This window comes from Bacillus sp. FS02 (assembly GCF_024398395.1).
In the GTDB taxonomy this organism is placed as follows: domain Bacteria; phylum Bacillota; class Bacilli; order Bacillales; family Bacillaceae; genus Bacillus; species Bacillus altitudinis.
This window is the reverse complement of record NZ_CP074101.1, coordinates 1,390,854-1,414,593: the sequence shown is the minus strand read 5'-3', so window position 1 is coordinate 1,414,593 and position 23,740 is coordinate 1,390,854. Positions and strand designations below refer to the sequence as shown.

Below are 23,740 nucleotides of genomic sequence, written 5' to 3'. Positions count from 1 at the left end.
AAAGTGGCATTTTCAACGATAAAAGATACGATCACGTTCCACCCGCTAGGAGACGCAGCCATTGTCATCCAAGCCGGGACTGACATAAGTGAAGACATTCATGAGCGTGTGAAGCAGCTGTTTTCATGTATTGAACAGCATCCATTTGAAGGATATGTGGAAGCTGTTCAAGCTTTTACAAACGTGACCGTCTTTTATGAGCCCTATACGGTCTATCAATCTGCTCAGCTTAAGCAACGTGCGATCTCTCCGTATGAATGGGTCAAAGACTATATTGAAAACCTCCTTGAAGACAACTGGCAGGAGGGGAATCAGGCAAAGCGCCGGATCGTCGACATTCCTGTATGTTATGGAGGAGAGCTCGGTCCTGACTTAGAAGAAGTCGCCCGTATCAATGATTTGACGCCTGAAGAAGTTGTACGCATTCACACATCCGGGACGTATCTTGTCTATATGATTGGGTTTGCTCCTGGGTTCCCGTTTTTAGGCGGACTTTCTGAAAAAATTGCAGCTCCGCGCAGACAAACACCAAGAATGTCGATTCCAAAAGGGTCTGTGGGTATTGCGGGGAAGCAGACAGGGGTTTATCCGATATCTACACCCGGAGGCTGGCAGCTCATTGGACAAACCCCTTTGTCCTTATTTCGGCCGAATGCTGAGAGACCTAGTCTACTAAAGGCAGGGGACGAGGTTCGATTTGTTCAACTGTCTGAAAAGGAATTTTTCAGCATGAAGGAGGAAGATCGTTGAGTATTCATGTCATCAAGCCAGGAATGTTCACCACCATTCAAGATAAAGGGAGAATAGGCTATCAGAAGTACGGTGTTTTAACGAGCGGCGGCATGGACCCGCTCTCGCTCCGAATCGCCAACATCCTCACTGGGAATCAAGAAAACGAAGCGGTGCTGGAAATCACATTAATGGGGCCCGGTCCAGTGTTGACATGTCAGAAGGATCAGCTGATCGCCGTGACCGGTGCTGATGTGGAGGTTGAGATTGACGGGGAACAAGTGCCTCTATGGAAACCGCTCTTCATTCGAGCAGGAAGCACGATCACCTTTGGCCCTTGTAAGAGGGGATGCCGCTCCTACCTCGCTGTAGCCGGTGGATTTGATGTTGAGCCGGTGATGAAAAGTAAAAGTACGTACGTCAGAGCGAAGATAGGCGGGATAGAAGGGCGTCCGCTAGAAAAAGGAGACGTCCTGCCGATTGGAGAACCGTCACCACTGGCGGTGAGCCTCGTTCACATGTTAAAAAGCAAAGGGGAACGTGCGCCAGACTGGACAGTCAATCATGCTCATTTTTTGCCTCTCGGGAAATCACCAGTCATTCGGGTGCTGGCAGGGAGACATCTGTCTCATTTTCAGGAAGAATCGCAGCAAGCTTTTTTCGAACGGTCTTATCAGGTCACTCCCCAATCTGATCGTATGGGATGCAGATTGAAAGGAGAACCGATACGTTTAAAGCAAAAGCTTGAATTGATTTCAGAAGCGGTTGCTTTTGGCTCTATTCAAATTCCTCCTGACGGCCAGCCGATTATTCTGCTCGCAGATCGCCAGACGACAGGTGGATATCCCCGTATTGGTGAGGTGGCAACAGTCGATTTGCCGCTCATTGCGCAGGCGATGCCTGGAGCGAATCTCACGTTTCAACAAATTGACCGCCAAGAAGCAGAGCAAGCCTTATTCACACAAGAAGCAGAAATGAAGGACCTGACGGCAAGATTAAAACTCGAAGCATTTTCGTTTTAGAAAAGGTGAGAAACATGCAGAACACAAATAAAACCGTTGTGAAATCAATGGAGATATTACGGCTTTTTATCACACACGAACAATTAACGTTAAATGACATGATTGAGCTCTCGAGCATGCCCAAAACATCTGTACACCGAATGGCCAACTCGTTAGCCGATATGGGATTATTAGAAAAGCATCCTTCAGGTGTTTACCGATTAGGATTGATGTTCCTTGAATACGGTCAGCTTGTCGCCGATCGCCTCGATATCCGTAGAATTGCAAGGCCCTTTATGGAAAACTTGCGTGATGAGGTAGGTGAGGCTGTTCAGCTCATTATTCGTGAAGGAGATGAAGCCATTTATGTGGAGAAAATGGAAGGAACGCAGCCTGTCCGGCTCTATACCGCTGTCGGAAGAAGATCCCCATTATATGCGGGAGCTTGTGCGAGAAGTATTCTTTCCTTTTTGCCAGAGGAAGAGAGACTTGCCTATATTGATTCGGTAGAGCTCGGGAAAATCGGGATCGGAACCATTACCGATAAAGATGTCCTGCGAAACATGATCGAAGAATCAAACAGGCGCGGATATACGTTAAGCTATTCAGAGCTTGAAAACTATACTGCGGCTATTGGAGCGCCCATTTTCAATCATCACGGAGAAGTGGCAGCAGGCATTAGTATTGCGGGGTTTGAGGCAGGCTATCAAAAGGAACGGCTTCCTTATTTAATTGAGCAGGTCAAAAAAGCGGCCAGCGGCATTTCAAAAGAATTAGGTTTTGCATCTGAACAAATAAAAAGCCAATGACCGTTAAGATCATTGGCTTTTTGCGTGTTAATAATTAGAAAGTTTTACCTAAAGCTTTTGCACGTTCGATCGCATCTGCTTTAATTTGTTCTGCTTTTGCAGGCTCAGCATTGTGACCTTCAACAATAAGACCTTCGAAAGAAGGAATACCGAAGAAGTTTGCAATTGTTCCAAGGTAACGGTGACCTGCTTCTAGTTCAGCAGCAGGACCTTCAGTGTAGTATCCGCCACGTGCTTGGATGTGTAGCGCTTTTTTGTCTGTTAGTAATCCAACAGGACCTTGCTCAGTGTATTTGAATGTTTTACCAGCTACAGCAACAGAGTCGATGTATGCTTTAAGAACTGGTGGGAATGAGAAGTTCCAAAGTGGTGAAACAAATACGTATTTGTCAGCAGAAACGAATTGATCGCTTAATTCGTTTAGGCGAGCAACTTTCGCTTGCTCTTCAGCTGAAAGTGTATCGAAGCCAGCACCAGATTGAAGCTTGCCCCATCCAGCGAATACATCTGCATCAATGTGAGGAATGTTTTCTTTGTACAAATCGATATGTACAACCTCGTCACTTGGATTTGCTTCCTTATAAGATTCGATAAATGCTTTAGCAGTAGCCATACTGTAAGAAACTGTTTCATCATGCGGATGTGCAGTGATGTATAAAACTTTTGCCATGTTCATTCAATCCTTCCTGTTTCAATGATTTTTTTAGCGTATCCCAAAGATACACTGAATATGTGGCATCTTTAATCATATTGGAATGCTATGAAAAAGATGTAACAAGCACAGTTACATAAAAACTGATATTTTCATTGTAATCACTATATAGTTTGAAGTCAAGGTATAAAGTCTTGAAATCAAGATAAAAAGTTTGTAAATTTTTCTGAAACGCTTCAAAGCTGCGATTTAAGCAAAAAAACCCTACTCCCATTGAACAAAAAATGGATCGATATCGCAAGTAAAGTGTTTGTAAATGCGCTCATCCTGCGTCTTTGAAAAAAAGGTGGATGCCTTTAAGCCATCTGCTACAAGCATTTGTTCTTCTTTTTCGTATATATAAGAGAAGGCAGGAGAGAGTGAGGGATAAGAGTGGGACGATCCTATGTTGCGATTGGAGATTCCTTAACGGTTGGGGTGGGGGCACGTTTATTTGGCGGCGGTTTTACGGAGCGATATGCGGCGAAGCTTGAAAAGAAGCTGCATATACCGGTGAAACTGTCCGTATTTGCGAAATCAGGGTTAACAACGGAAGAGATCTTGCAGCTTTTTCGGCGGTCTGATGTAAGACGGGCGATTGCTCATGCTGACATCATCACCATCACAGGCTGCGGGAATGATCTTGTTCAAGCTGTTCTGCAGTATGAAAAAGGTGAAGATGAAAAGACACTGCTGCAAGCGTCTATGCATTGTCAGGCGAATTTTAGCAAAATGGTTCAAGAAATCGCTCTGATAAAAAGAGGTCAGCATCATCCATACTGCGTATATTTATTGAATTTATATAATCCTTTTCCTGAGATTCCGATCGCAGAGAGATGGCTGAAGCAATACAACCATCACCTTCGCCAGCTTGCTGCGAATCCACATGTAGAAGTGGTGGATATTTACGGTGTATTTGAAGGTCATCAAAGCGCATACTTATCGATTGATCAATTTCATCCGAACCACAAAGGATATGAAGCAATGGCAGAAGCGCTGTTTCAACAATCCGCTAAGCAACTGTGATCCCGCGGGATTGCAGTTTTTTTCATTCTTTTAAATGAAGGGCTGTTTCGATATGATAAAAGAAACAAAGACAAAAGAGGTGTATGCATGCAGGAGATGAGCGCGTATTTTCATGAATTGAAAGGAACAGCTTATGAGATAGGAAAGCAGCAGGCTGTCTGGCTGAAGGAGCACCCTTTGCTTAAAAAACAATACATTCAATCAGAACCGTTATTAAAAGAGGCTGTGAAGGAAACGAAGCAGCTGATTCGACCGTTTCTTCCTCAGTTAGAGGAAGAACTCACGGGATTTTGTGATGAAATGCAAATGGATGAAAGCAATTTGACCTTTTTCTATTCTTCGCATCTTCAGCCAGGTTGTTCCCATTGTGTGATGCAGGGAAATGAGGCTGCCAATCAACAAACGGTGATGCTTCGCAACTATGATTTTTCTCCGCTGTTTGATGATATGCGTCTTGTATCTACACATGTGAAGGGCTCAGCAGTCCATACAGGCTCATCATTAATCTTATTTGGTCGATCGGATGGGATGAATGAACATGGTCTATCGGTGACATTTTCTGCATGCGGTCCGCCTATTGGCAACGAACCAGGCTTAAAGCCGCCGGCTGTTGCTGGCTTGCAAGTATATCATGTTATTCGTGCTGTGCTAGAGTCCTGTAAAACGGTGGAGGATGCCGTCCGTTTGGTACAGGAAATGCCCGTCGCGTCTAATGTTCATCTAATGCTTGCTGACCGGCAGGGAGAGGCGGCTGTGATTGAAATGATTGATGGGCAAAAAAAGGTGAGAAGGCCGGAGCGTGGATTTATTGCGGCTACGAACCATCCGCTCGCTGATCACACGGCAAAAGGGTTGACGAAACATCATTCTGTTGTCAGGTACGACATGTTAATTCAAGCTTTAGAAGAACAGCCGTCAAGCGAGTCTCTTACGGAACTATTTCAGGCAGAATACCCTGCTGGTCTGACTGTGCACAATTATGAAGAGCTGTTTGGGACGATGCGAACCGTCATGTTTCGGCCGGAGGAAGGGACGATGGAGTATTGCTTTGGCTCTCCCGTCTATCATCCTACCTATTCATTAAAGGTCGGGGGCACACTGCCATTTCATGAACAAACGATTCAATTTCATCAAAAGGATTATGGACCTTCCTTTTGGAGAAACGTGTGAGTCTTTCATTTTGTCACAACCTGTGTGCCAAATTTAGATCAACTTCAGGTTGCATCGATCAGTGAAAGCGTTTTATATTAAAGTGTGACAATAGACCTATTTAAGCAGAAGGAGGCATTTCATGTACATAACGGCACGAGAACAGAAAGTGATCAAATATATGATTCAGCAAAATCGTTATGTCACCATTCGTGAGATCGCCGATTCTGTTCAAGTAAGTACAAGAACCATTCATAGAGAACTTAAATCCATTAAACCTATTTTAAAGAATTACAACCTATCACTTGATAAACAGCCGGGGAAGGGCTTGAAGGCGGTCGGTGAACAGGAAGACAAACAGCGGCTTCTGTCTCATATTTCAAATGAAGATCAAATTGAATATAGTTCTGATGAACGGAAGCTCTTAATCCTGTGTGCCCTGCTTGAAGCAAAAGAACCGGTGAAATTATATACACTTGCAGCCGACTTGCAGGTTACAAATGCGACCATCAGCTACGACTTAGATGAACTGACGGACTGGATCGCTCCCTACGGTTTACTGCTTATCCGCAAGCGTGGGTACGGCATTGAATTAAAAGGACCGGAGGAAGCCAAACGAAAAATTGTCGGGAACCTGATCGTTGACCGTCTCGACATTCAATTATTTCTCGAAACGATTGAGATGAATATTAAACATCGAACGAAAGCGACTGAAAAGGTGTTTGGGGTAGTCAGTCGAGGACAGCTGCTCAAGGTAGAAAGGCTGCTCTTTCATTTGAAAAACAGACTCTCTCTCTCGTTGTCAGATAGTGCCTATATTGCACTTGTCGTTCACTTAACCTATGCCATTGAACGCATTCAAATCGGTGAAACCATTCGGATGGAAGAGGAAGAATTGCTTGAATTAAAGCGGACGAAGGAATTTGAATCTTCACTCAGAATCGCACGAGCATTAGAACGCATGTTTAATGTAGAGATTCCTGAAGCGGAGGTCGGCTACATGACCATCCATTTGCGTAGTGCAAATCGAAGCTTTACGGCAGAATACCGCATTGATGAGATTGAGTTAGATATTGCGCTGAGAACGAAGAAACTCATTGACTTTATTTCTCATAAAACAGGCTACCATTTAAATGAAAACGATTCATTGTATGAGGGACTCGTGTCTCATCTTGAACCAGCTATGAACCGTTTAAAAGAAAAGATGCGGATTTATAATCCGCTCACACAACAAATAAAAAAAGACTACTTCTTGCTGTTCATGGCGATTGAAGAAGGTGTGGAGCGCTTCTTTCCTGAGATCGAATTTCCAGAGGATGAAATTGCCTTTATCGTGCTTCATTTTGGTTCGGTGCTTGAAATTAAAAAAGAAGAAACAAAGATTCATGCATTGGTCGTTTGCTCAAGCGGCATCGGTTCGTCCAAAATGCTCGCATCACGATTAAAAAAAGAATTGCCTGAGATCGCCAAATTCGATCTATCTTCCTTAATGGAGCTAAAGGAAATCGACGCTGCGAGCTATGACATGATCGTATCAACCGTGCCGATCCCCTATGAGCATATTGATTACATTATGGTCAGCCCGCTCTTAAACGAGGATGACGCAGTGCGGGTCAAGTCTCATATTAAACGAAAAATTCCTTATCTGATTGAGAAAAAAAGAGCGCAGGAATCTGCAAAAGAATCGGTGGAGGAAACGGTTGATATGATAGGAATGGCAGAGCAAATCACGAATTATATGTCAGTGATTCGCAGCATCTTGTCCCATTTTACAATCGAAAAAAAGAGGACGACGGAGCAGCATGAGTCAACAATGAGAGAGCTGATGCGTCAGGTTGAAAGTCAAGGCTATTTAGAACGTGCAGACGAAGTGACAGTCGGTTTACTTGAGCGTGAGCAGCAAGGTGGTTTAGGCATTCCGGGAACTGAGTTTGCTCTTTTTCACTTAAAGCATGATCTCATTAAGAAACCGGTCTTTCATATCTATGATCTTGATGAGGCATATGAGATCAAAAGCATGGATGGCGGGCAACAGCTCATGTCCAGAATGCTCCTCATGCTGGCGCCGCTAGAGCTTGGCAAAGAAGGGTCTGAAATGTTTAGCCTGATCAGTTCATCCATCATTGAAAGCGAAGAAAGCATGGCGCTTTATGGACAAGGAACAAAGGAAGAGATTGAACAGAAATTACATCAACTTTTTTATCAATTTGTCAAAGAGGCAAAATGGTAAGAAAAAAGCCGAGAGCTTATTCGCTTCTCGGCTTTTTTGCTGTGACACAGACAGCGAGGGTGGGACGAATCTCTTCATATTCAACAGAAAACTGATCAAATCCAGCAAATTCTAAGTCATTGAGGATGCTTTCGCCCATTTCTTTTGTCCGATTGGCGTCTGCTCCTTTTTCTCTTGGCTGCATCACAATGACGAGTTTTCCGCCAGGTTTCAAGGTGTGATAAAGGTTGAGTGCGCCAGCCTTTGGGTCATCCCAAATCGTATAATTGTTAACAGAGAGTACTTTGTCATACTGATCCGCCGGCAGGCGTGTTTTTTCAATTTTCCCGACATACAGCCGGACCTGCTTCTCTTTGGATCGTTTCTTTATACGCGAATGCGCCTGTTCCTTCATAGTTGAAGAAGCATCTAGTCCATCAATGTGAAGATCGTCATAATGCTTGAGCATATGTTTGATGCTATAGCCGGGGCCATAGCCTATTTCCAATATGTTTTCACCATCTGATAAATCTAAATGCTGGATCGCCCATTGATTCAGTGCCTTATTTTCATTTGCCATAATAAAACCTGCGATGCTTCCGAGCCAGCCTTTTGGTCTGCTAAAGGTTTTAGAAATGGTTGACAGCATGTGAGAACGCTCCTTTTTTATGTTTATGTAACCGATTTTTCCCATCCTGAAACCTGTCAGTTTTCAAAACGCATTGATGAAGCATAGGGATGTTTGAGTGAAAAAATGAAGTGGTAATGAAAGGATACATCAACAAATCAAGGAGGAGCTTACACATGGATTTACGTGAATACTTAACAAATGGCATTCCGCGCCAAACGCAGGATCAGCAGCCAGGCAGTGAAAGAGAAATGAATCCTGCGCCGATCTATGAGGATGAATCGTATAAAGGGTCTGGTAAGCTAAAAGGAAAAGTAGCGCTGATTACAGGGGGAGACAGCGGAATTGGACGTGCCGTTTCTGTTGCGTATGCCAAAGAAGGAGCTCATGTCGCGATTGTATACTTAAATGAACATGAGGATGCAGAAGATACGCAAAAACGTGTAGAACAGGAAGGCGTTAAATGTTTAACGATTGCAGGGGATGTCGGGGACGAAGCCTTTTGCGAGAAAGCGGTAGAAAAGACAGTTGAAGCCTTTGGGAAGCTGGACATCTTAGTCAATAATGCGGCCGAACAGCATCCGAAAGAACGTATTCAAGATATTTCTAGTGAACAGCTTCACCAAACCTTTAGAACCAATTTCTATTCTTATTTTTATTTTACGAAGAAGGCACTCGATTACTTAAAACCGGGAAGTTCCATTATTAATACAACATCTATTAACCCGTATCGAGGCAACAAAGTGCTCATTGATTATACGGCGACAAAAGGGGCCATCAACGGCTTTACTCGTTCTATGGCACAGTCGCTTGTGAAAGATGGAATTCGGGTCAACGGTGTAGCACCCGGTCCAATTTGGACGCCGCTCATTCCATCTACATTTGATGAAGACAGTGTCGAAAACTTCGGGGCCGAGACCCCAATGGGAAGACCAGGACAGCCTGTGGAGCATGTAGGCTGCTATGTACTGCTTGCTTCGGACGAATCGTCTTATATGACGGGACAGACACTTCACGTCAACGGCGGTTCCTTTATGAATACATGATCAATAAACACGCCGCCCAGCTTTGATTGGGCGGTGTATTTAGTATTTCTTCCGATTCTTCTGTACAGATGAGACAGACCATATGATAATGCCCACAACAACCGCTGCAATAACAAGTGAACTCAAATGGAACATCGTTTCATGATGCATGTTCAACTTCCCCTTTCAATGTGTCCGTTTTTTATAGCATCAGCTAGAAGATGTCTTTTTATGAAAAACACATTTCTTTGTTTAATGAATGGGTTGTCGTGGAAACCTAAGAGTACGGATGACATTTTGAAGGAGTGAAGATACATGTCACAAGAAGAGTTAAAACAAAAGGTAATGAATTTATTAGACGAACAAAAAGTCGGAACATTGGCGACTGTTGAACAAGATAAGCCGCATACCCGCTATATGACTTTTTTCCATGAAGGACTGACATTATATACACCAACAAGCAAAGAAACACATAAAGCTGATGAGATTGAAAAAAATCCGAATGTTCATATTCTCATTGGTTATTCAGGTGAAGGATTTGGGGACACATATGCAGAAATCGCAGGTAAAGCCACATTAACTGATGATCCAGAACTGATCGACCGCCTTTGGTCTGATGAGATGGAGAAATGGTTTAAAGGAAAAGATGATCCAAACCTAGTGATCCTTAAGATTGACCCAACCTCCATTCGTTATATGAACGAAGGAAACCGGACACCAGCAGAATTATCACTTTAACACTTGCGTAAGTTGGGGGAACGTGTTATAGTTTTGTATTAAGTGTTGAAATAGCAAATAAATAAAGAAAGTAAACTTTCTTTTTTCTATGACATAATGAGAAGCAATAGAGCTTCTACTTGATAAGAACGAGACGCTGTCAAAGCGAACAAACTTATTCTTTTCCTTCTGCAACCGCCCCCTATAAAAGCGGAAGAATGGAAAAAAGACGTTTTGATTTACAATTCACACTGGCACGGCTTCGGAGCCGTAAGGACGAATGAGAGGTAGGGCTTTCGTTGTCTTGTTATCCAGAACTTCCATGGCGTTTACTTTCAAACGTAGGTTCACTCGGAACACATATGACACACTGATATGATCGAATCTTAATTCATACACTCCGTGACGGAGATTAAACATTGATTATTTATTTGCATGAAAAGAGTAAGAAACGGGCTGCCATCTATTTGGCAGCCTTTTTACGTTTTAAACAATAAAATAGGAAAAAGGAAGAAAAAAAGCGGACACCATCCGCATGACATCCCCTTTAACAGGATTCTCCGCTCACAATAGAACTGCTCATCGACAGAAAGAGGAAATGCTTCATCATCACTCACTTCGCCCTTTCTTCTGATACCTCCAAATCCGGCCAATAAAAAAGAACATCACCGTAAACAAAATAGAGAAGGTCAACATGTCCAGCAGTGTCACGCCTCTATCTGGATGCACAACCCCAAACCAAACCCATTGAAGAACAAAAGAGATAGCAAAATAAAAGATGGATTCTTTCATGAAATTCTCCTTTTTACTTGTTTTTTTGACTGTTTAGCCACACCATCCAGATGAAGAAGGAACATATGGCGCATGCGAGCAAAGTGACAGGCGGCAAGGTGTACCAGCTAGTCAGCCCCTTTACAAAGCACATATAAAAAAAGAAAATGGTCATAGATACGAGCAGCCATTGCTTGAGCCAACGGGGAACACGCAGCCAAGCCGCTAAAATGATCGATGATAGCTTATCCATTGAGATAACATCCTTTTTTTGAATCTGATTGGATTTTATCGTAAACAATCAAATATGTAAAATATGGATTTAGAAAGTTGGAATGGTATTCTTCTAGCATGAAACATTCTCGCTGCACTGACGTATAAGAAAAAGGAACTCCATGAAAGGAAGCGATCAAGTGAAAAGAATACCAGTGATTTTCCTCAGGTATATAGTCTTCTTTATTCCAGCGATCATTCTTAGTGTCTTGGTGTGGAACCATTACCAAGATGATTTGTCCGCAGGGAAAGTAACAGAGTATGACATCAAACGAATGTTTACATTCGATGAAGGAAAACGAGTGGTGAGTGCTGTATCAAAAAACCAGCAGCTCCATTTTGCAATGTATGATCCTCAATCAGGAAAAAGAATCAGTGAATGGACCACAGCAAGCGATTCGTTTAATGAAATGCTGCCATCTATTCAAGGGAACCATCTCTTACTTGCTTTAAAAAATAAAGACGAGCAGCTGTTGATCGAAAAACTGTCTCCAAGCGGAGCAAAGAAAGAACTCGTCAAGCAAAACTTACAGATTCCCTCATTTTTAAAAACGAATACATATCAATGGAATGGACGTCTCGTGTTTACAGGAGAAATGGAAGGCGCTGCTGCGGTCCTCGGTGAGCTAAAGAATGGTCAGTTTCATGTCCACAATCTCAGCGAGCTGAAGCTACCAGCAAGACCTGTTTCCATCGATGTCGTCATGAATTCTTTTAGAGGGCAGACCCCATTCCCTATGTTTGAATTGACTTTGAAAAATGACCAGAAAGCGTATGTCAGCGGAATCTCAAACGAGAAGCATCAGCTTGGGGTCTATGTCTCCAAAGGTGCCGAACCGTTTAGCCTCATTGAAGAAAAAGTCGTGCAGCAGCTGCAAAAAACGATCGGATCATCACAAAACGTGGCTGTCGCTGTCGAATCCAACTATCCAAAAAGACCAAGGAAAGTGGATGCAGAGGGAAGGCTTGGGGAAGTCGTCCCAACACCAAAACCGATGTACCAAACCTTTATCTACCAGCTGAATGAAGAAGAAGTTCTTCTTTTAGGCTCTACAGCAAAGGACGAAGCAAAAGGCAAGCTAACTGGTTATATTTATAATCATCGCACGAATAAGGCGACGTCTGCCAGCAAGCTGTCTCAGTCGTTGTCATATGAATCTTTACAAAAAGAAGATCTCTCTTTTCATAAAAATGTGAAGAGCAATTGGCTCTATTATTCACTTGGCAACCAATTAACGGGGGCATTTGAGACGAAAAGCAAACAGCTAAAGGAATTTTCTTTGCAAAAGGTCATCTCAATCGAAAATGCCAGTCCAGCCCACCAAACGTCTGTTGACACCTTTATGCAATATGTTATGAAGGGCGGACCACTCATTCTCAACTGGGCGATATGGCTCTTTATCCCACTGCTGTTATTTGTGCTAGCGATCTTCCTGCCACCGATTTTGAGACTGGTGAGAAAGAACAAGATAAAAGACAGTGTCACATTAGAAGCCAATATTGTATCAGTCAAAGAAACGGGTACCTACATCAACGAACAGCCGCTGGTCAACATGCAGCTTCAATTTCAATATGATGGGAAAAATATCGAAAAGGCGGTTAAAACGGTTGTATCCTATACTCAGATACCGCAACCGGGTCAGCGTATCGCCATTCTCTACAATCCGAAAAAGAAAAAAGCGATGCTCTTAAAAGAAGGTGACTTCTCGCAGCCAAGCGAGCCAAAATTCATCAAAGGCGCTATTTTAAGAAACATAGAATCATATGGAACCGTAGGACGAGGCACCGTCTTATCACTTACATTTGAAGCAGATCAGAAAAGGTATACCATTCCGATGATTCAAGCCGCTGGTTTTGAGTTTAGAACAGGAGAAAAAGCCGATCTCGTTGACATCAACGGCCAGCTCAAAATGGCAGCCTATGGGCATGAAGTGCGGAATCGATCGGGGAAAGATGTGACGTTAACAGGAACGATCCAACGGGTGAAGCAATATCCAGTCACAATTCATGATCAGAAGCCTATTATGCTGGATGTGACGGTTTCTAGCGGAGATCAATCCATTACAAAAACGGTCAGTCAATTCATACCTGACCATATGGAGGTCGCGCCAGGGACACAAATCACGATGCAGACAAAAAAAGAAGAGTTGAATAGAGAAATGGGACTCATGCAAGAGAAACAAGGAAGTGCAAAAGTGACCGAAGTGTCGTTTGTCGGGGTCATCGGCAATCTTCCGTTAGCGATCATTCAAGTCGAAAGAAATGGTGTGCAGTATGAGATCAAGCAGCCAATTGATCCAATTACTAGCGTATTGCCTGATGATGAATTATGGATAGCGTTTAACGACATGACACGTCAAGCAGCCATTGTGAAATATGCATCGATATAAAAAAGCGTTCCACTATCAGAACGCTTCAACATAAAGACAAAGGGCTAATACGACATTCGTTTTAGCCCTTTTGATTAAGCTTTTGTATCATACTGACGGAGCACCTTATCGTAGGCGAAGTTGCCGAAAGGAATGAATGCCGCAAAGAATCCGGCGATGGACCATTTCAAATGCCAGCGAACTTTAAATGTCACATATGCCAAAATGAGCATATAGATCACAAACAATGCGCCATGAAGAGAGCCCACAATGGTGACCGCCATCGGAATATCCGCAAAATATTTTAGAGGCATGGCAATTAAAAGAAGGGTTAAAAGAGACATACCCTCAATAAAACCCGCCTGTCTCAGACGGCTGATACTTGTATGCATATACAAATCCTCCTGTATAAAAGCTAGTTTCTCATCTTCTAATATAAACGAAAGATCGTCTGGACATGCGATAATCTACGAAAAATTCAAAATATGTTCATGTAATGCTTAAAAAATGGGAAATGACACGCATTACTTTTCGGTTGTTTCAGAGAGTACTTGCTTTAAATGTGCCACATCATGTATGAGGTGGTCTGTCATCGCCTGAACGGCTGCCGCAGCCCGGCGTTCTTTTATTAGAGTGAAAATGGCCGTATGCTCTTTTTGAATCGTCTCAGCTCGAGGCCCGCCGCTAAAATGAAAGATGCGGCAATAATGAATGAGCGCATTCACGTGATTTAATTGTTTAGATAAACGGTGATTGTGACTGGCTTGAATGATTGTTTGATGAAACGCTTCGTGTAACTGAACGATATCCTGAGATGGCAGCTGCTGTTTGATCGCTTCGTCTGCCTTCGTGAGCACCTGTTCAATGTCATCTATTTCTCTATCTGTGGCTTCTTTGCAGGCAAGCTTAACGGCAAGCGTTTCTAAAGCCATTCGGACTTGATAGAGTTCCTCGACATCCCGCTCTGTTAACGTATAGACAGAGTAGCCTGATTTGGGATCAGCGATTAAAAGTTCGTCCTTTTCTAAAAGCCGCATGGCTTCTCTCACTGGTGATCGGCTTACGCCAAATTGTTTGGCAAGCTGTGTTTCATTGATGCGCTCTCCTGGCTGAAACTGGCCATCAAAAATCATTTGCTTCAGCTGTTCATAAAATTGCATGTGATACGGTGCTGGTCTTTTCATCTCGAATGAATTCATCCCATCATTCCCTCTTTTGTACATGATCTTTTGTCTCATGTTATCCAAGTTCTTCCCTCTAGGCAAGCCTGCATCGAAAAGTCAATATCGTACAATCCAAGAGAAAAAGGGTGTGCTACACTAATGATCAGCTCAGTGAAAAGAGGGGATCGACATGAGAATACTAGAGGAACGAACAGTCCATTTTGACCAGGACTTGCAAATAGAGGCGTATCGCTTTCATGCCATCATCAAAAAGTTCCCAAAACATTTTCATCCATACAATGTGATTGGATTTATTGAAGGCGGTCAAAGACGAATGTTCTGCCAAAATCAAGAATACATCATTGAAAAAGGAGATATCCTTCTTTTCAATCCGTACGATAACCACGCATGTGAACAATTTGATCACATGCCGCTAGATTATCGCAGCTTAAATATTGAACCAGAGGTGCTGGAGAAGGTCTTTCAGCACAAGCCGCATTTTAAAGCCCCTGTGGTTTCACAAAGTGAACTAGCAAAGCAATTATATGATCTTCATCAAATGATCACAGAAGAAGCTCCTGCTTTGAATAAACAGGAAGCCTTTTACTTTTTGATGAAGCAGTTGATCGAAACCTATTCTGATACACCAGAGGAAAAAGCATCAGCAGCCAATGCCAATGAACAAAAAGTCCAAGACGTACAGCAATATATTGAAACACATCTCACGGAAAATATATCGTTAGATGACTTAGGTGAGCTTGTGTCCATGAACAAATATTCATTGCTGCGTGCTTTTACAAAGTTCAGAGGAATTACGCCGTATCGTTATTTACAGACAATCAGGGTGAACTATGCGAAGGAACTTCTCGCCCAAGGAATGAAGCCAATAGATGTAGCTGCTGCCGCTGGATTTTCTGATCAAAGTCATTTGACTCATTTCTTTTCGGAATTTATTGGGCTTACGCCAGGGCAGTATCAGCAAATTTTTGCAAAGCAGGTAACAGCTGATGATAAATAAACAGCTGCTCGGTCATTTAGCGGCCATGTTCACCATTTTTTTATGGGGATCTACCTTTATCTCTACCAAAATATTATTAACGGCTTTTTCTCCAACAGAGATTTTATTTTTCCGTTTTTTTATAGGGTACTTGGCTCTGATGATCATCTATCCGTTTACGATGAAGGTGCAAAGCAAAAAGCATGAAGGGATGTTTGCGCTGGCAGGTTTATGCGGTGTGGTCTTATATTACTTTTTAGAAAATGTCGCACTTACTTATACGTTCGCTTCGAATGCAGGTGTCATCAGCTCCGTTGTCCCATGCTTCTCTTTTTTATTGGCTTATTTTTTATTAAAAGATGAGCCACTGCACAGCCGGTTTTTCATAGGCTTTTTCATCGCGATGACGGGAATCGTGCTGATTAGCATGAATGGAATGACGACGTTTCAATTGAATCCACTCGGTGATGCCTTAGCATTAACAGCAACCATCGTCTGGGCATTCTATTCCATTTTATCGAAGATGATCAACCAATATGGCTACCATATCATTCAGGTAACAAGGCGTGTCTTCTTTTACGGACTGCTATGGATGATTCCACTGATCTGGCATTTTAAGGTTCGTTTAGACTGGGAGCGGTTGACCAATCCATCGTTTGCCTTCCACTTGCTGTTTTTAGGCGTCTTTGCATCTGCTATTTGTTTTCTGACATGGAGCTTTTCCGTGAAGACGATCGGAGTGGTGAAATCAAGTGTGTATATTTATGGAGTGCCTATTATCACGATGATCATTTCAATGATCGTTCTTCACGAGAGCTTGACCTTCATGTCTGGGCTTGGAACAGCACTGACCTTAGGAGGTTTGCTGCTTTCAGATAAAAAAAGTGCGGGAAGAAAGAAACAGAAGCCCCATGTGCTGATGCAGGATAAAAAGGCGCTTTGATCAAAAAAAGCGTCTTTTGTCCATTGTAAGAACACGCACTATTTAGTAAACTCAAATGAAACGGTCGACGGTCGACCGATAACAAAGGGGGAAAAATCAATGAAGCATGTTTCAATTGCAGCGATACCAGGTGACGGGGTTGGAAAGGAAGTTGTGCCTGAAGCTATTCGAGTTTTGAAAGCGGTATCAGATGTGCATGGCGGTCTGTCTTTCACCTTTCAGGACTTTCCGTGGAGCTGTGAGTATTATTTAGAGCATGGCGAAATGATGCCAAAGGATGGATTGGAACAACTAAAAGCCTTTGACAGCATTTTCTTAGGAGCAGTCGGAGATGCCAATTTAGTGCCGGATCATGTATCACTTTGGGGATTGCTCATTAAAATTAGACGTGAATTTGAGCAGGTGATCAACGTTAGACCGGCAAAACAGCTGAGCGGCATTCGCTCCCCGCTTGCTCACCCAAAGAATTTCGATCTTCTTGTTGTCAGAGAAAATGGAGAAGGCGAATATAGTGAAATTGGGGGCCGGATTTATCAAGGGGAGGATCAGCTTGCGATTCAAAATGCCGTCTTCTCTAGAAAAGGGACAGAACGTGCGATGCGTTTTGCTTTTCAATTAGCAGAAAAGAGACGAAACCATGTAACAAGTGCAACAAAGTCAAACGGCATCGTGCATACCATGCCATTTTGGGATGAAGTGTTTCAAGACGTCTCAAAGGACTACCCTAAGGTGGCGGCAGACTCTCAGCACATTGATGCGCTCTCAGCCTTCTTTGTCACAAGACCAGAGAAATTCGATGTGATTGTTGCCAGCAATTTATTTGGTGACATTTTGACGGATCTTGGTGCCGCTATAATGGGTAGTATTGGTGTCGCACCAGCAGCCAATATCAATGTAAATGGCAAATATCCATCCATGTTTGAGCCAGTACATGGATCAGCACCAGATATCGCTGGAAAAGGGATCGCAAACCCTATCGGACAAATCTGGACCGCTAAACTCATGCTTGATCATTTCGGAGAGGAAGAATTAGGCACACATCTTCTCGATACGATTGAATCTGTCACAGCAGACGGCTTTTTAACGGCAGACATCGGCGGAGCTTATCAAACACAAGAGGTCACAAACGAAATCATTAAACGATTGAAAAAATAATCCGTCATTAGAACCGCATCTCCACGTCTGCTATAATAAAAGGATGGATAGAAGAAAGAGATGTGAAATCTAGTGTCAAAAACAGTTGTATTAGCAGAGAAACCTTCGGTAGGACGTGACCTTGCACGTGTGCTGAAGTGTCATAAAAAAGGAAATGGTTTCTTAGAAGGAGATCAATACATTGTCACGTGGGCGCTTGGCCACTTGGTGACACTGGCTGATCCAGAAGGCTACGGGAAAGAATTTCAATCCTGGCGTCTAGAGGATTTACCAATTATTCCAGAACCACTCAAGCTTGTCGTGATGAAAAAGACAGGGAAACAGTTCCAAGCGGTCAAAGCGCAGCTGGCGAGAAAAGATGTAAAAGACATTGTCATCGCAACAGATGCTGGACGTGAAGGGGAGCTTGTGGCAAGGTGGATTCTTGAAAAAGCACATGTGAAAAAGCCTCTAAAACGTCTATGGATTTCGTCTGTTACAGACAAAGCCATTCAAGAAGGGTTCAAACGATTAAAAGACGGCAGAGAGTATGATAACCTGTATCGCTCGGCGGTTGCGCGTGCAGAGGCAGACTGGATTGTAGGAATCAACGCAACAAGAGCGCTGACAACGAAGTTCAATGCGCAGTTATCCTGTGGACGTGTGCAAACGCCAACGATTGCTATGATCGCCAAGCGTGAGGAAGACATTCAGCAATTCCAGCCGAAGCCGTTCTTTGGGCTGACGGCACAAGTAGACGGACTGACGCTGACTTGGCAGGATGCAAAGACCAAACAAAACCGTACATTCCAAGAGGATGTAGTGACGGAGCGCTTGGCAGCCTGTAAAGGAAAACCTGCAGTGATTGATGCACTGAAAAAAACAGCGAAAAAAGCCTTTGCTCCAGGATTGTATGACCTGACAGAATTGCAGCGTGATGCCCATAAACGCTACGGTTTTTCAGCAAAAGAAACACTGTCTACACTTCAGCGTCTGTATGAACAGCATAAGCTTGTGACGTACCCGCGTACAGATTCACGTTTTATTTCGGCAGATATCGTTCCCACATTAAAAGATCGACTCAAAGGAATGAACGTTAGACCTTACGCGCAGCATGTGAATCGCATTCTACAATCAGGCATTAAAGCACATAAAGGTTTTGTCAACGACGCCAAAGTGTCAGATCACCATGCGATCATTCCAACCGAGGAAGAGCTGTATCCGGGTGCATTAAGTGATAAAGAGCGTAAATTATATGACCTGATTGCCAAGCGATTCCTCGCTGTACTGATGACCCCTTTTGAATATGAGGAAACCACAGTGATCGCCAAGATCGGCAGTGAGACATTCACAGCGAAAGGAAAAATTGTGCAATCAGCCGGTTGGAAAGCCGTGTACGATGATTCCTATGAAGACGAGGAATCAGCTGAAGCAGATCAGCACTTGCCGGCATTAACAGAGGGGCAGTCACTTGACGTACGCCAATTAAAAGAGACAAAAGGCGAAACGAAACCTCCTGCTCGTTTTAACGAAGCGACCCTTTTATCTGCCATGGAGAACCCGTCTGCATTTATGCAGAACAAGGAAAAGGACTTAGTGAAAACCCTTGGCGAAACGGGTGGATTGGGAACAGTGGCAACTAGAGCTGATATCATTGAGAAATTGTTTAACAGCTTCTTAATTGAGAAAAAAGGCAAAGACATCTTCATCACATCGAAAGGGAAGCAGCTTCTTTCTTTAGTACCTGAAGATTTAAAGTCACCTGCGTTAACAGCGGAATGGGAACAAAAACTTTCTAAAATTGCGAAAGGTCAATTGAAAGCTTCTCAATTCATGAGTGAAATGAAGTCATATGCAAAACAAGCCGTATCTGAAATCAAACAAACGAACCAAACCTTTAAGCATGACAACATGACAGGCACACATTGTCCTGACTGCGGAAAACTCATGTTAAAAGTGAACGGGAAAAACGGCACCATGCTTGTTTGCCAGGATAGAGAATGCGGACATCGAAAAAATGTGGCAAAGAAAACAAATGCACGCTGCCCGAACTGTCATAAAAAGCTTGAGCTGCGCGGGGAAGGCGATGGCAAAATATTTGCCTGTGTTTGTGGTCATAGAGAGAAACTGTCTGTTTTCGAAAAACGCAAATCACAATCCAATCAAAAACGAGCCAGTAAGCACGATGTGTCTAAATATATGAAGAAACAAAAGAAAGTGGAAGAACCAATCAATAACGCACTTGCAGAACAATTGAAGAAACTAAAATTAGATCAATAGTTGTGTAAAAACCCATGTGAATTCGCATGGGTTTTTTGTTTGTTCGAGTATTTTGACATGTTGTTTTTCTGTAAATGGGAATATGTAAGCGAAAAGACTCGTAATTTGGTATAAAATATTTATTTTCATTTAAACAGAAACGCTCTATAATAAATCGTTAGATGCTTAGAGAGAACAAGGATTGAAAGGGGACACGAATGGATACACCCATACATCGTACAGCTATCGCTATACTCATTGTCATTCTACTAGGCGGATGTACCTGGAAACAGCAGCAACATTCAGCTCAACCAGAACCTGCAAAGCCAGTATTGTCAGGAGAGTACTTTATGACTCACCACTTAATGACAGATCAAGGCATGATTCGAACCTCGCTTGCGGAACAGCCTACTTACTTATCAGAATCGCTCGGACTTTGGATGGAGTATCTTGTTAGAAAAAAAGATCAAACATCTTTTGATCAACAGGTAGACGTCTTGCGCACTCAATTCTTACTGGAACATGATCTTCTTAGCTGGCAAATCGAATCTCATCAAAAAAGCAAAGTCAATGCTTTAGTTGATGACTTACGTGTAGTAACAGCACTTCAAAAAGCAGATCAATTGTGGCAGAAGTCAGTGTATCAAACCACAGCCAAAAAAATCGCAAAAGCGTTAAAAGACAAAAACATGTTCAAGGGTATGTTGACCGACTATTATGATGCATCGACAAAGCAAACTTCACATACAATCACACTTTCATATCTTGACCCAAAAGCAATCAAAGAACTAGTATCCCTCCACCTATTCACAGAACAAATGATGAACAACCAATTGGCCATTCTACAAAATGCACCGAGACAAAAAGGTTTTTTTCCAAAATCCTATGACATAGCGAAGAAAGTCTACTCATTTGATCAGGAAATCAACTTGATCGATCAGCTTTATACGGCTCTTTATGCCGAACGTGCACAGGTTGATACAACAGTCATCATGAAATGGCTGAAAACCAACTTCCAAAAGGAAGGAAAGCTGTACGGACGATATAAACTGAGCACATTACAGCCAGCAGTGACGTATGAATCGCCTTCAGTCTATGCATTGGTGATCTTATATGCACTCAAACAAGGAGAAGATGATTTTGCAAAAGACGTCTATCACCGAATGAAAGAGCTGCAAATCCAAGATCCTCTCAAGCCTTATTACGGAGGCTATATGAACGAAAAAGATACACACTCATTTGATAATTTATTGCCTCTAATTGCAGAAAGGGAGCTTCTAAATGAAAAGGTTATTCAGTAACACCTATCGCACGTATTATACGCTGCTCCTCACGTTTGCGGGACTCATTTTATTTATGGGCTACTTGAATGGACGTGATGCGGAGAGTGTCATGATCATCACACTCACATTTGTCGTGATAGGATGCGGTATTTTATTTGGTATTTTGCCAGCATTGGTTTTTACTTTGTTGATTTTGTTCTTTATAGGAAGCGGGATGTTCTTTACAGAGCTTGGTCACACAAATTCACTCTTTTCTAATCAAACGTTGCAAGATGTCGTGATATGGGGCGTGGCGCTTCTCTTTTTTGCTATTTCTGCTGGAAACGTGCATGAGCGAATCAAAACGATGCGTTACACCATTGACCAACAAAAGAGGGCCATCAAACAATTTGTAGCGATTGACTCAACCACAGGATTTGACAATGCAGAGCGAATGAGGCTCGAGTTATCTGAGGAAATGAAACGAGCAGAACGATATAAACAGCCATTCGTCTTTATCCTTCTTCATATGCACTACTCAGCTGAATTCAAAACATTATATGGAGAAAAAGAAATGCAGCATCTTTTCCAGCAACTCAGTATGAAGATACGCGAAAGTGTGAGAGAAACGGATAAGAAATTTCGATTATCGGAAGAACGAATCGGGCTGCTGCTCACTCACACACCTGCAGAAAACGTCTCGATCGTTCTTGAAAAGCTAAAGGATAAACTGCAAACGCATGTCCTGCTAAATGGTCGTGAAGTGACCTTAACTTTTCATGTCTGTCATTTAACAAGCAGATCGGATTATCGGACACCAGAGCAATTTTTAGAAGAACTAGAAAACGAGATGATGATGAATGAACTTTAATGTTTTGACGAAATGTTGTTTGTTATTCGTTCTTTTCTCTATGCTTTCGATCAAAGACAGTACATCAGCCGGTGCACTTGAGAAAGAGTCCAGGACCCTCATCGTCTATTCCACACAGTCAGGTGAGACAACGCCAACTGTTCATATGCTTGATGTACTTGTGGGGCATTTTTCCACACGAACGACCATTTTATCTGATGAACAAATCACTGAAAAGATCCTCAATGACTCTCAGCTAGTTATCTATATAGGTGAAGAAAAGAGAACGTTGAAAGCACAAACCATTCGTCTCATAAACGAATCAAAACGCTTAATTGCAATAGGATACAATGCGGAACAGCTTCGCCCATTCTCCAAGCTTACTTTTCACAAACAAGATCACATCAGTCAAATCAAAGAGACCGATGATCAAGAATACCGTCAGCTAGAGAGAGGAATCACAGCTCAGGCGGTTCAAGGGACAGATCTGCAACGTAAATTCTTATTGAAGAAAAATCAAACTGAGCAGCCATTTGTGATTCAAACAAAAGAAGGTGCGGCATATGTCGGAATGCTAAATATCCTTCAGCACGACAAGCTGCTTGCAGAGGTGCTGGAAAGTCTCCTGCCGGCTTCTAATCAAACGACGACAAAGTACTTACAGATTGGGAAGATTAACCCCGTCACGGATGAGAAGAAGTTGCTTGAACTTGGACGATACGTAACAGCTCGCCATATCCCTTTTCTGCTGGCGGTGACCCCTATATGGATTGATCCAGCAACAGGGGATGAAGTGACGCTCAGTGACCGGCCTAAACTTGTCCACGTGTTAAAACAATTGCAAAGCAATGGAGCTAGTGTCGTTCTTCATGGGTTTAGCCGTACGTATCGAGCGGAGGAGTCGGGTAAAGGCTTTGAATTTTGGGATGTCAAGTACGATCAGCCCGTTACGTCAAATGAACCAGAGAAAGCTGATCAGCAGCTGAACAAAAGCTTTTTTTCGAATGAAAAAGATTTTAATACGTATATCACATCCAATCAACATCAAGAAGCCATCTATACAGAAGAAAAGCTGACAAAAGGCATTGAACTGCTCGCGCAGCAGGGATTATATCCGCTTGCATTTGAAGTACCAAATGATGCCATATCCCTGCAAGGCTATGAAGTGATTTCCCGCCATGTGTCCAGTCTATTTGGACAGGTGCAGCTCTCAGACCGTACATGGAAAACAAGAAGTGCATCACCGTTTTTATCGACACCCGCCATGCTTCATGGCATGACTTTATATCCTGAACTGTCTATAGATACAGCGTCTGACCAAGAAGGTGTAAACATACTGGCTGAGCAGACAATTCAATCCATGCAGCATATCCAATCCGCCGCCATTGGGCTGTCCTATGATGTGGAAGCGGGGATAGATGGGCTGCAAGATGTAATCACACAAATGGATGCGATCCCTTCTAGTGAATGGCTAGATTTAAAGAAAACAAAACAGACTGTTGAAACCCCGCATGTCCAGATCAAAACAACAGGAAATGGACATATTCAAATAGAGCAATCCAATATAGCTGAACCAAAAACAAACAAACGAAGCGGGATGGAAAATATGCTTCGAATGCTCACAATGGTGGTGCTGCTCTTTATTGTGGCATTTGCTTTTTACACATTGTATTTAAGGCTGACGATGAAAAAACGGATCTTTAAGGAGAGAAAATCAGGTGGCTGATATCTTATT

Annotated in this window: 22 protein-coding genes; 16 read left to right on the top strand and 6 right to left on the bottom strand. The window is 42.8% G+C overall.

Translation table 11 applies throughout. The features are described from left to right. Positions 1 to 3: 3 nt before the first annotated feature. The 3 genes from pxpB to KFQ09_RS07305 are packed head-to-tail and all read left to right on the top strand — an operon-like array spanning position 4 to position 2,539. Positions 4 to 750 carry a 5-oxoprolinase subunit PxpB gene (gene pxpB / locus KFQ09_RS07315; protein WP_017366632.1) on the top strand — a complete coding sequence of 249 codons (747 nt, stop codon included), beginning with the start codon at positions 4 to 6 and terminating at the stop codon, positions 748 to 750. Beyond that, complete coding sequence (locus tag KFQ09_RS07310) at positions 747 to 1,751, top strand: 5-oxoprolinase subunit C family protein (RefSeq protein WP_017366633.1); 1,005 nt, start codon at positions 747 to 749, stop codon at positions 1,749 to 1,751. The genes pxpB and KFQ09_RS07310 overlap by 4 nt, the downstream gene beginning before the upstream one ends. A 14-nt stretch (positions 1,752 to 1,765) precedes the next feature. Continuing rightward, entirely contained in the window at positions 1,766 to 2,539 is a 774-nt protein-coding gene (locus KFQ09_RS07305; protein ID WP_007498093.1) for an IclR family transcriptional regulator, read from the top strand. Between the two features lie 34 nt (positions 2,540 to 2,573). On the opposite strand, the gene KFQ09_RS07300 is transcribed toward KFQ09_RS07305, so the two are convergent. Continuing rightward, positions 2,574 to 3,209: an FMN-dependent NADH-azoreductase gene (locus KFQ09_RS07300; RefSeq protein WP_024720223.1), complete on the bottom strand. Its 636-nt coding sequence runs from the start codon at positions 3,207 to 3,209 to the stop codon at positions 2,574 to 2,576. Positions 3,210 to 3,623: 414 nt separating this feature from the next. Between KFQ09_RS07300 and KFQ09_RS07295 the strand changes: the two genes are divergently transcribed. The 3 genes from KFQ09_RS07295 to KFQ09_RS07285 all read left to right on the top strand — a co-directional run bounded on the left by KFQ09_RS07295 (position 3,624) and on the right by KFQ09_RS07285 (position 7,635). After that, positions 3,624 to 4,256, top strand: a complete 633-nt coding sequence (locus KFQ09_RS07295) for a GDSL-type esterase/lipase family protein (protein WP_017366635.1) — start codon at positions 3,624 to 3,626, stop codon at positions 4,254 to 4,256. Positions 4,257 to 4,343: 87 nt separating this feature from the next. After that, complete coding sequence (locus KFQ09_RS07290) at positions 4,344 to 5,426, top strand: C45 family autoproteolytic acyltransferase/hydrolase (RefSeq protein ID WP_017366636.1); 1,083 nt, start codon at positions 4,344 to 4,346, stop codon at positions 5,424 to 5,426. Positions 5,427 to 5,547: 121 nt separating this feature from the next. Then, positions 5,548 to 7,635, top strand: coding sequence for a BglG family transcription antiterminator (locus KFQ09_RS07285; RefSeq protein WP_017366637.1), 2,088 nt, complete (start codon positions 5,548 to 5,550; stop codon positions 7,633 to 7,635). A gap of 16 nt (positions 7,636 to 7,651) precedes the next feature. On the opposite strand, the gene KFQ09_RS07280 is transcribed toward KFQ09_RS07285, so the two are convergent. After that, complete coding sequence (locus tag KFQ09_RS07280; RefSeq protein ID WP_017358489.1) at positions 7,652 to 8,263, bottom strand: class I SAM-dependent methyltransferase; 612 nt, start codon at positions 8,261 to 8,263, stop codon at positions 7,652 to 7,654. 155 nt (positions 8,264 to 8,418) lie between these two features. On the opposite strand from KFQ09_RS07280, the gene KFQ09_RS07275 reads away from it, so the two are divergent. Further along, positions 8,419 to 9,288: an SDR family oxidoreductase gene (locus KFQ09_RS07275; protein ID WP_008347170.1), complete on the top strand. Its 870-nt coding sequence runs from the start codon at positions 8,419 to 8,421 to the stop codon at positions 9,286 to 9,288. 294 nt (positions 9,289 to 9,582) lie between these two features. Further along, the gene (locus KFQ09_RS07270; RefSeq protein WP_008347166.1) at positions 9,583 to 10,005 is read left to right on the top strand and encodes a pyridoxamine 5'-phosphate oxidase family protein; all 423 of its coding nucleotides are present in this window, start codon (positions 9,583 to 9,585) and stop codon (positions 10,003 to 10,005) included. Between the two features lie 588 nt (positions 10,006 to 10,593). Here the strand turns inward: KFQ09_RS07270 and KFQ09_RS07265 are convergent. Beyond that, entirely contained in the window at positions 10,594 to 10,776 is a 183-nt protein-coding gene (locus KFQ09_RS07265; protein ID WP_017358485.1) for a hypothetical protein, read from the bottom strand. Between the two features lie 13 nt (positions 10,777 to 10,789). Next, positions 10,790 to 11,008, bottom strand: a complete 219-nt coding sequence (locus tag KFQ09_RS07260; protein ID WP_008347160.1) for a hypothetical protein — start codon at positions 11,006 to 11,008, stop codon at positions 10,790 to 10,792. Positions 11,009 to 11,168: 160 nt separating this feature from the next. On the opposite strand from KFQ09_RS07260, the gene KFQ09_RS07255 reads away from it, so the two are divergent. Next, the gene (locus tag KFQ09_RS07255; RefSeq protein WP_255836160.1) at positions 11,169 to 13,418 is read left to right on the top strand and encodes a hypothetical protein; all 2,250 of its coding nucleotides are present in this window, start codon (positions 11,169 to 11,171) and stop codon (positions 13,416 to 13,418) included. A gap of 74 nt (positions 13,419 to 13,492) precedes the next feature. Here KFQ09_RS07255 and KFQ09_RS07250 read toward each other — a convergent pair whose 3' ends face one another. Both KFQ09_RS07250 and KFQ09_RS07245 read right to left on the bottom strand, forming a co-directional pair. Further along, positions 13,493 to 13,789 carry a DUF3817 domain-containing protein gene (locus KFQ09_RS07250; RefSeq protein WP_008347156.1) on the bottom strand — a complete coding sequence of 99 codons (297 nt, stop codon included), beginning with the start codon at positions 13,787 to 13,789 and terminating at the stop codon, positions 13,493 to 13,495. Positions 13,790 to 13,921: 132 nt separating this feature from the next. Beyond that, positions 13,922 to 14,596: a GntR family transcriptional regulator gene (locus KFQ09_RS07245; protein WP_255836239.1), complete on the bottom strand. Its 675-nt coding sequence runs from the start codon at positions 14,594 to 14,596 to the stop codon at positions 13,922 to 13,924. A 154-nt stretch (positions 14,597 to 14,750) separates the two neighbouring features. Between KFQ09_RS07245 and KFQ09_RS07240 the strand changes: the two genes are divergently transcribed. The 7 genes from KFQ09_RS07240 (at position 14,751) to KFQ09_RS07210 (ending at position 23,731) form a co-directional block, all read left to right on the top strand. Beyond that, positions 14,751 to 15,578, top strand: coding sequence for a helix-turn-helix domain-containing protein (locus KFQ09_RS07240; RefSeq protein WP_255836159.1), 828 nt, complete (start codon positions 14,751 to 14,753; stop codon positions 15,576 to 15,578). Continuing rightward, on the top strand, positions 15,568 to 16,500 hold the full coding sequence (locus KFQ09_RS07235) for a DMT family transporter (RefSeq protein ID WP_098680871.1): 933 nt from the start codon (positions 15,568 to 15,570) through the stop codon (positions 16,498 to 16,500). The genes KFQ09_RS07240 and KFQ09_RS07235 overlap by 11 nt, the downstream gene beginning before the upstream one ends. 99 nt (positions 16,501 to 16,599) lie before the next feature. After that, the gene (locus KFQ09_RS07230; RefSeq protein ID WP_255836157.1) at positions 16,600 to 17,655 is read left to right on the top strand and encodes a tartrate dehydrogenase; all 1,056 of its coding nucleotides are present in this window, start codon (positions 16,600 to 16,602) and stop codon (positions 17,653 to 17,655) included. Positions 17,656 to 17,727: 72 nt separating this feature from the next. Next, positions 17,728 to 19,914, top strand: coding sequence for a DNA topoisomerase III (gene topB / locus KFQ09_RS07225; protein ID WP_144626434.1), 2,187 nt, complete (start codon positions 17,728 to 17,730; stop codon positions 19,912 to 19,914). A gap of 197 nt (positions 19,915 to 20,111) precedes the next feature. After that, entirely contained in the window at positions 20,112 to 21,194 is a 1,083-nt protein-coding gene (locus KFQ09_RS07220) for a glycosyl hydrolase family 8 (protein ID WP_255836156.1), read from the top strand. Further along, on the top strand, positions 21,175 to 22,026 hold the full coding sequence (locus KFQ09_RS07215) for a GGDEF domain-containing protein (protein ID WP_144610479.1): 852 nt from the start codon (positions 21,175 to 21,177) through the stop codon (positions 22,024 to 22,026). The genes KFQ09_RS07220 and KFQ09_RS07215 overlap by 20 nt, the downstream gene beginning before the upstream one ends. Then, the gene (locus tag KFQ09_RS07210) at positions 22,016 to 23,731 is read left to right on the top strand and encodes a DUF2334 domain-containing protein (RefSeq protein WP_125590212.1); all 1,716 of its coding nucleotides are present in this window, start codon (positions 22,016 to 22,018) and stop codon (positions 23,729 to 23,731) included. The genes KFQ09_RS07215 and KFQ09_RS07210 overlap by 11 nt, the downstream gene beginning before the upstream one ends. Positions 23,732 to 23,740 lie beyond the last annotated feature (9 nt).

Coding starts and splice junctions, on each gene's coding strand:
- KFQ09_RS07235 (WP_098680871.1), top strand. CDS start 15,568: ATGATAAATAAACAGCTGCTCGGTCATTTAGCGGCCATGTTCACCATT.
- KFQ09_RS07305 (WP_007498093.1), top strand. CDS start 1,766: ATGCAGAACACAAATAAAACCGTTGTGAAATCAATGGAGATATTACGG.
- KFQ09_RS07285 (WP_017366637.1), top strand. CDS start 5,548: ATGTACATAACGGCACGAGAACAGAAAGTGATCAAATATATGATTCAG.
- KFQ09_RS07300 (WP_024720223.1), bottom strand. CDS start 3,209: ATGGCAAAAGTTTTATACATCACTGCACATCCGCATGATGAAACAGTT.
- KFQ09_RS07250 (WP_008347156.1), bottom strand. CDS start 13,789: ATGCATACAAGTATCAGCCGTCTGAGACAGGCGGGTTTTATTGAGGGT.
- KFQ09_RS07245 (WP_255836239.1), bottom strand. CDS start 14,596: ATGAATTCATTCGAGATGAAAAGACCAGCACCGTATCACATGCAATTT.
- KFQ09_RS07270 (WP_008347166.1), top strand. CDS start 9,583: ATGTCACAAGAAGAGTTAAAACAAAAGGTAATGAATTTATTAGACGAA.
- KFQ09_RS07260 (WP_008347160.1), bottom strand. CDS start 11,008: ATGGATAAGCTATCATCGATCATTTTAGCGGCTTGGCTGCGTGTTCCC.
- KFQ09_RS07275 (WP_008347170.1), top strand. CDS start 8,419: ATGGATTTACGTGAATACTTAACAAATGGCATTCCGCGCCAAACGCAG.
- KFQ09_RS07290 (WP_017366636.1), top strand. CDS start 4,344: ATGCAGGAGATGAGCGCGTATTTTCATGAATTGAAAGGAACAGCTTAT.
- KFQ09_RS07220 (WP_255836156.1), top strand. CDS start 20,112: ATGGATACACCCATACATCGTACAGCTATCGCTATACTCATTGTCATT.
- KFQ09_RS07240 (WP_255836159.1), top strand. CDS start 14,751: ATGAGAATACTAGAGGAACGAACAGTCCATTTTGACCAGGACTTGCAA.
- KFQ09_RS07215 (WP_144610479.1), top strand. CDS start 21,175: ATGAAAAGGTTATTCAGTAACACCTATCGCACGTATTATACGCTGCTC.
- KFQ09_RS07230 (WP_255836157.1), top strand. CDS start 16,600: ATGAAGCATGTTTCAATTGCAGCGATACCAGGTGACGGGGTTGGAAAG.
- KFQ09_RS07210 (WP_125590212.1), top strand. CDS start 22,016: ATGAACTTTAATGTTTTGACGAAATGTTGTTTGTTATTCGTTCTTTTC.
- KFQ09_RS07280 (WP_017358489.1), bottom strand. CDS start 8,263: ATGCTGTCAACCATTTCTAAAACCTTTAGCAGACCAAAAGGCTGGCTC.
- KFQ09_RS07265 (WP_017358485.1), bottom strand. CDS start 10,776: ATGAAAGAATCCATCTTTTATTTTGCTATCTCTTTTGTTCTTCAATGG.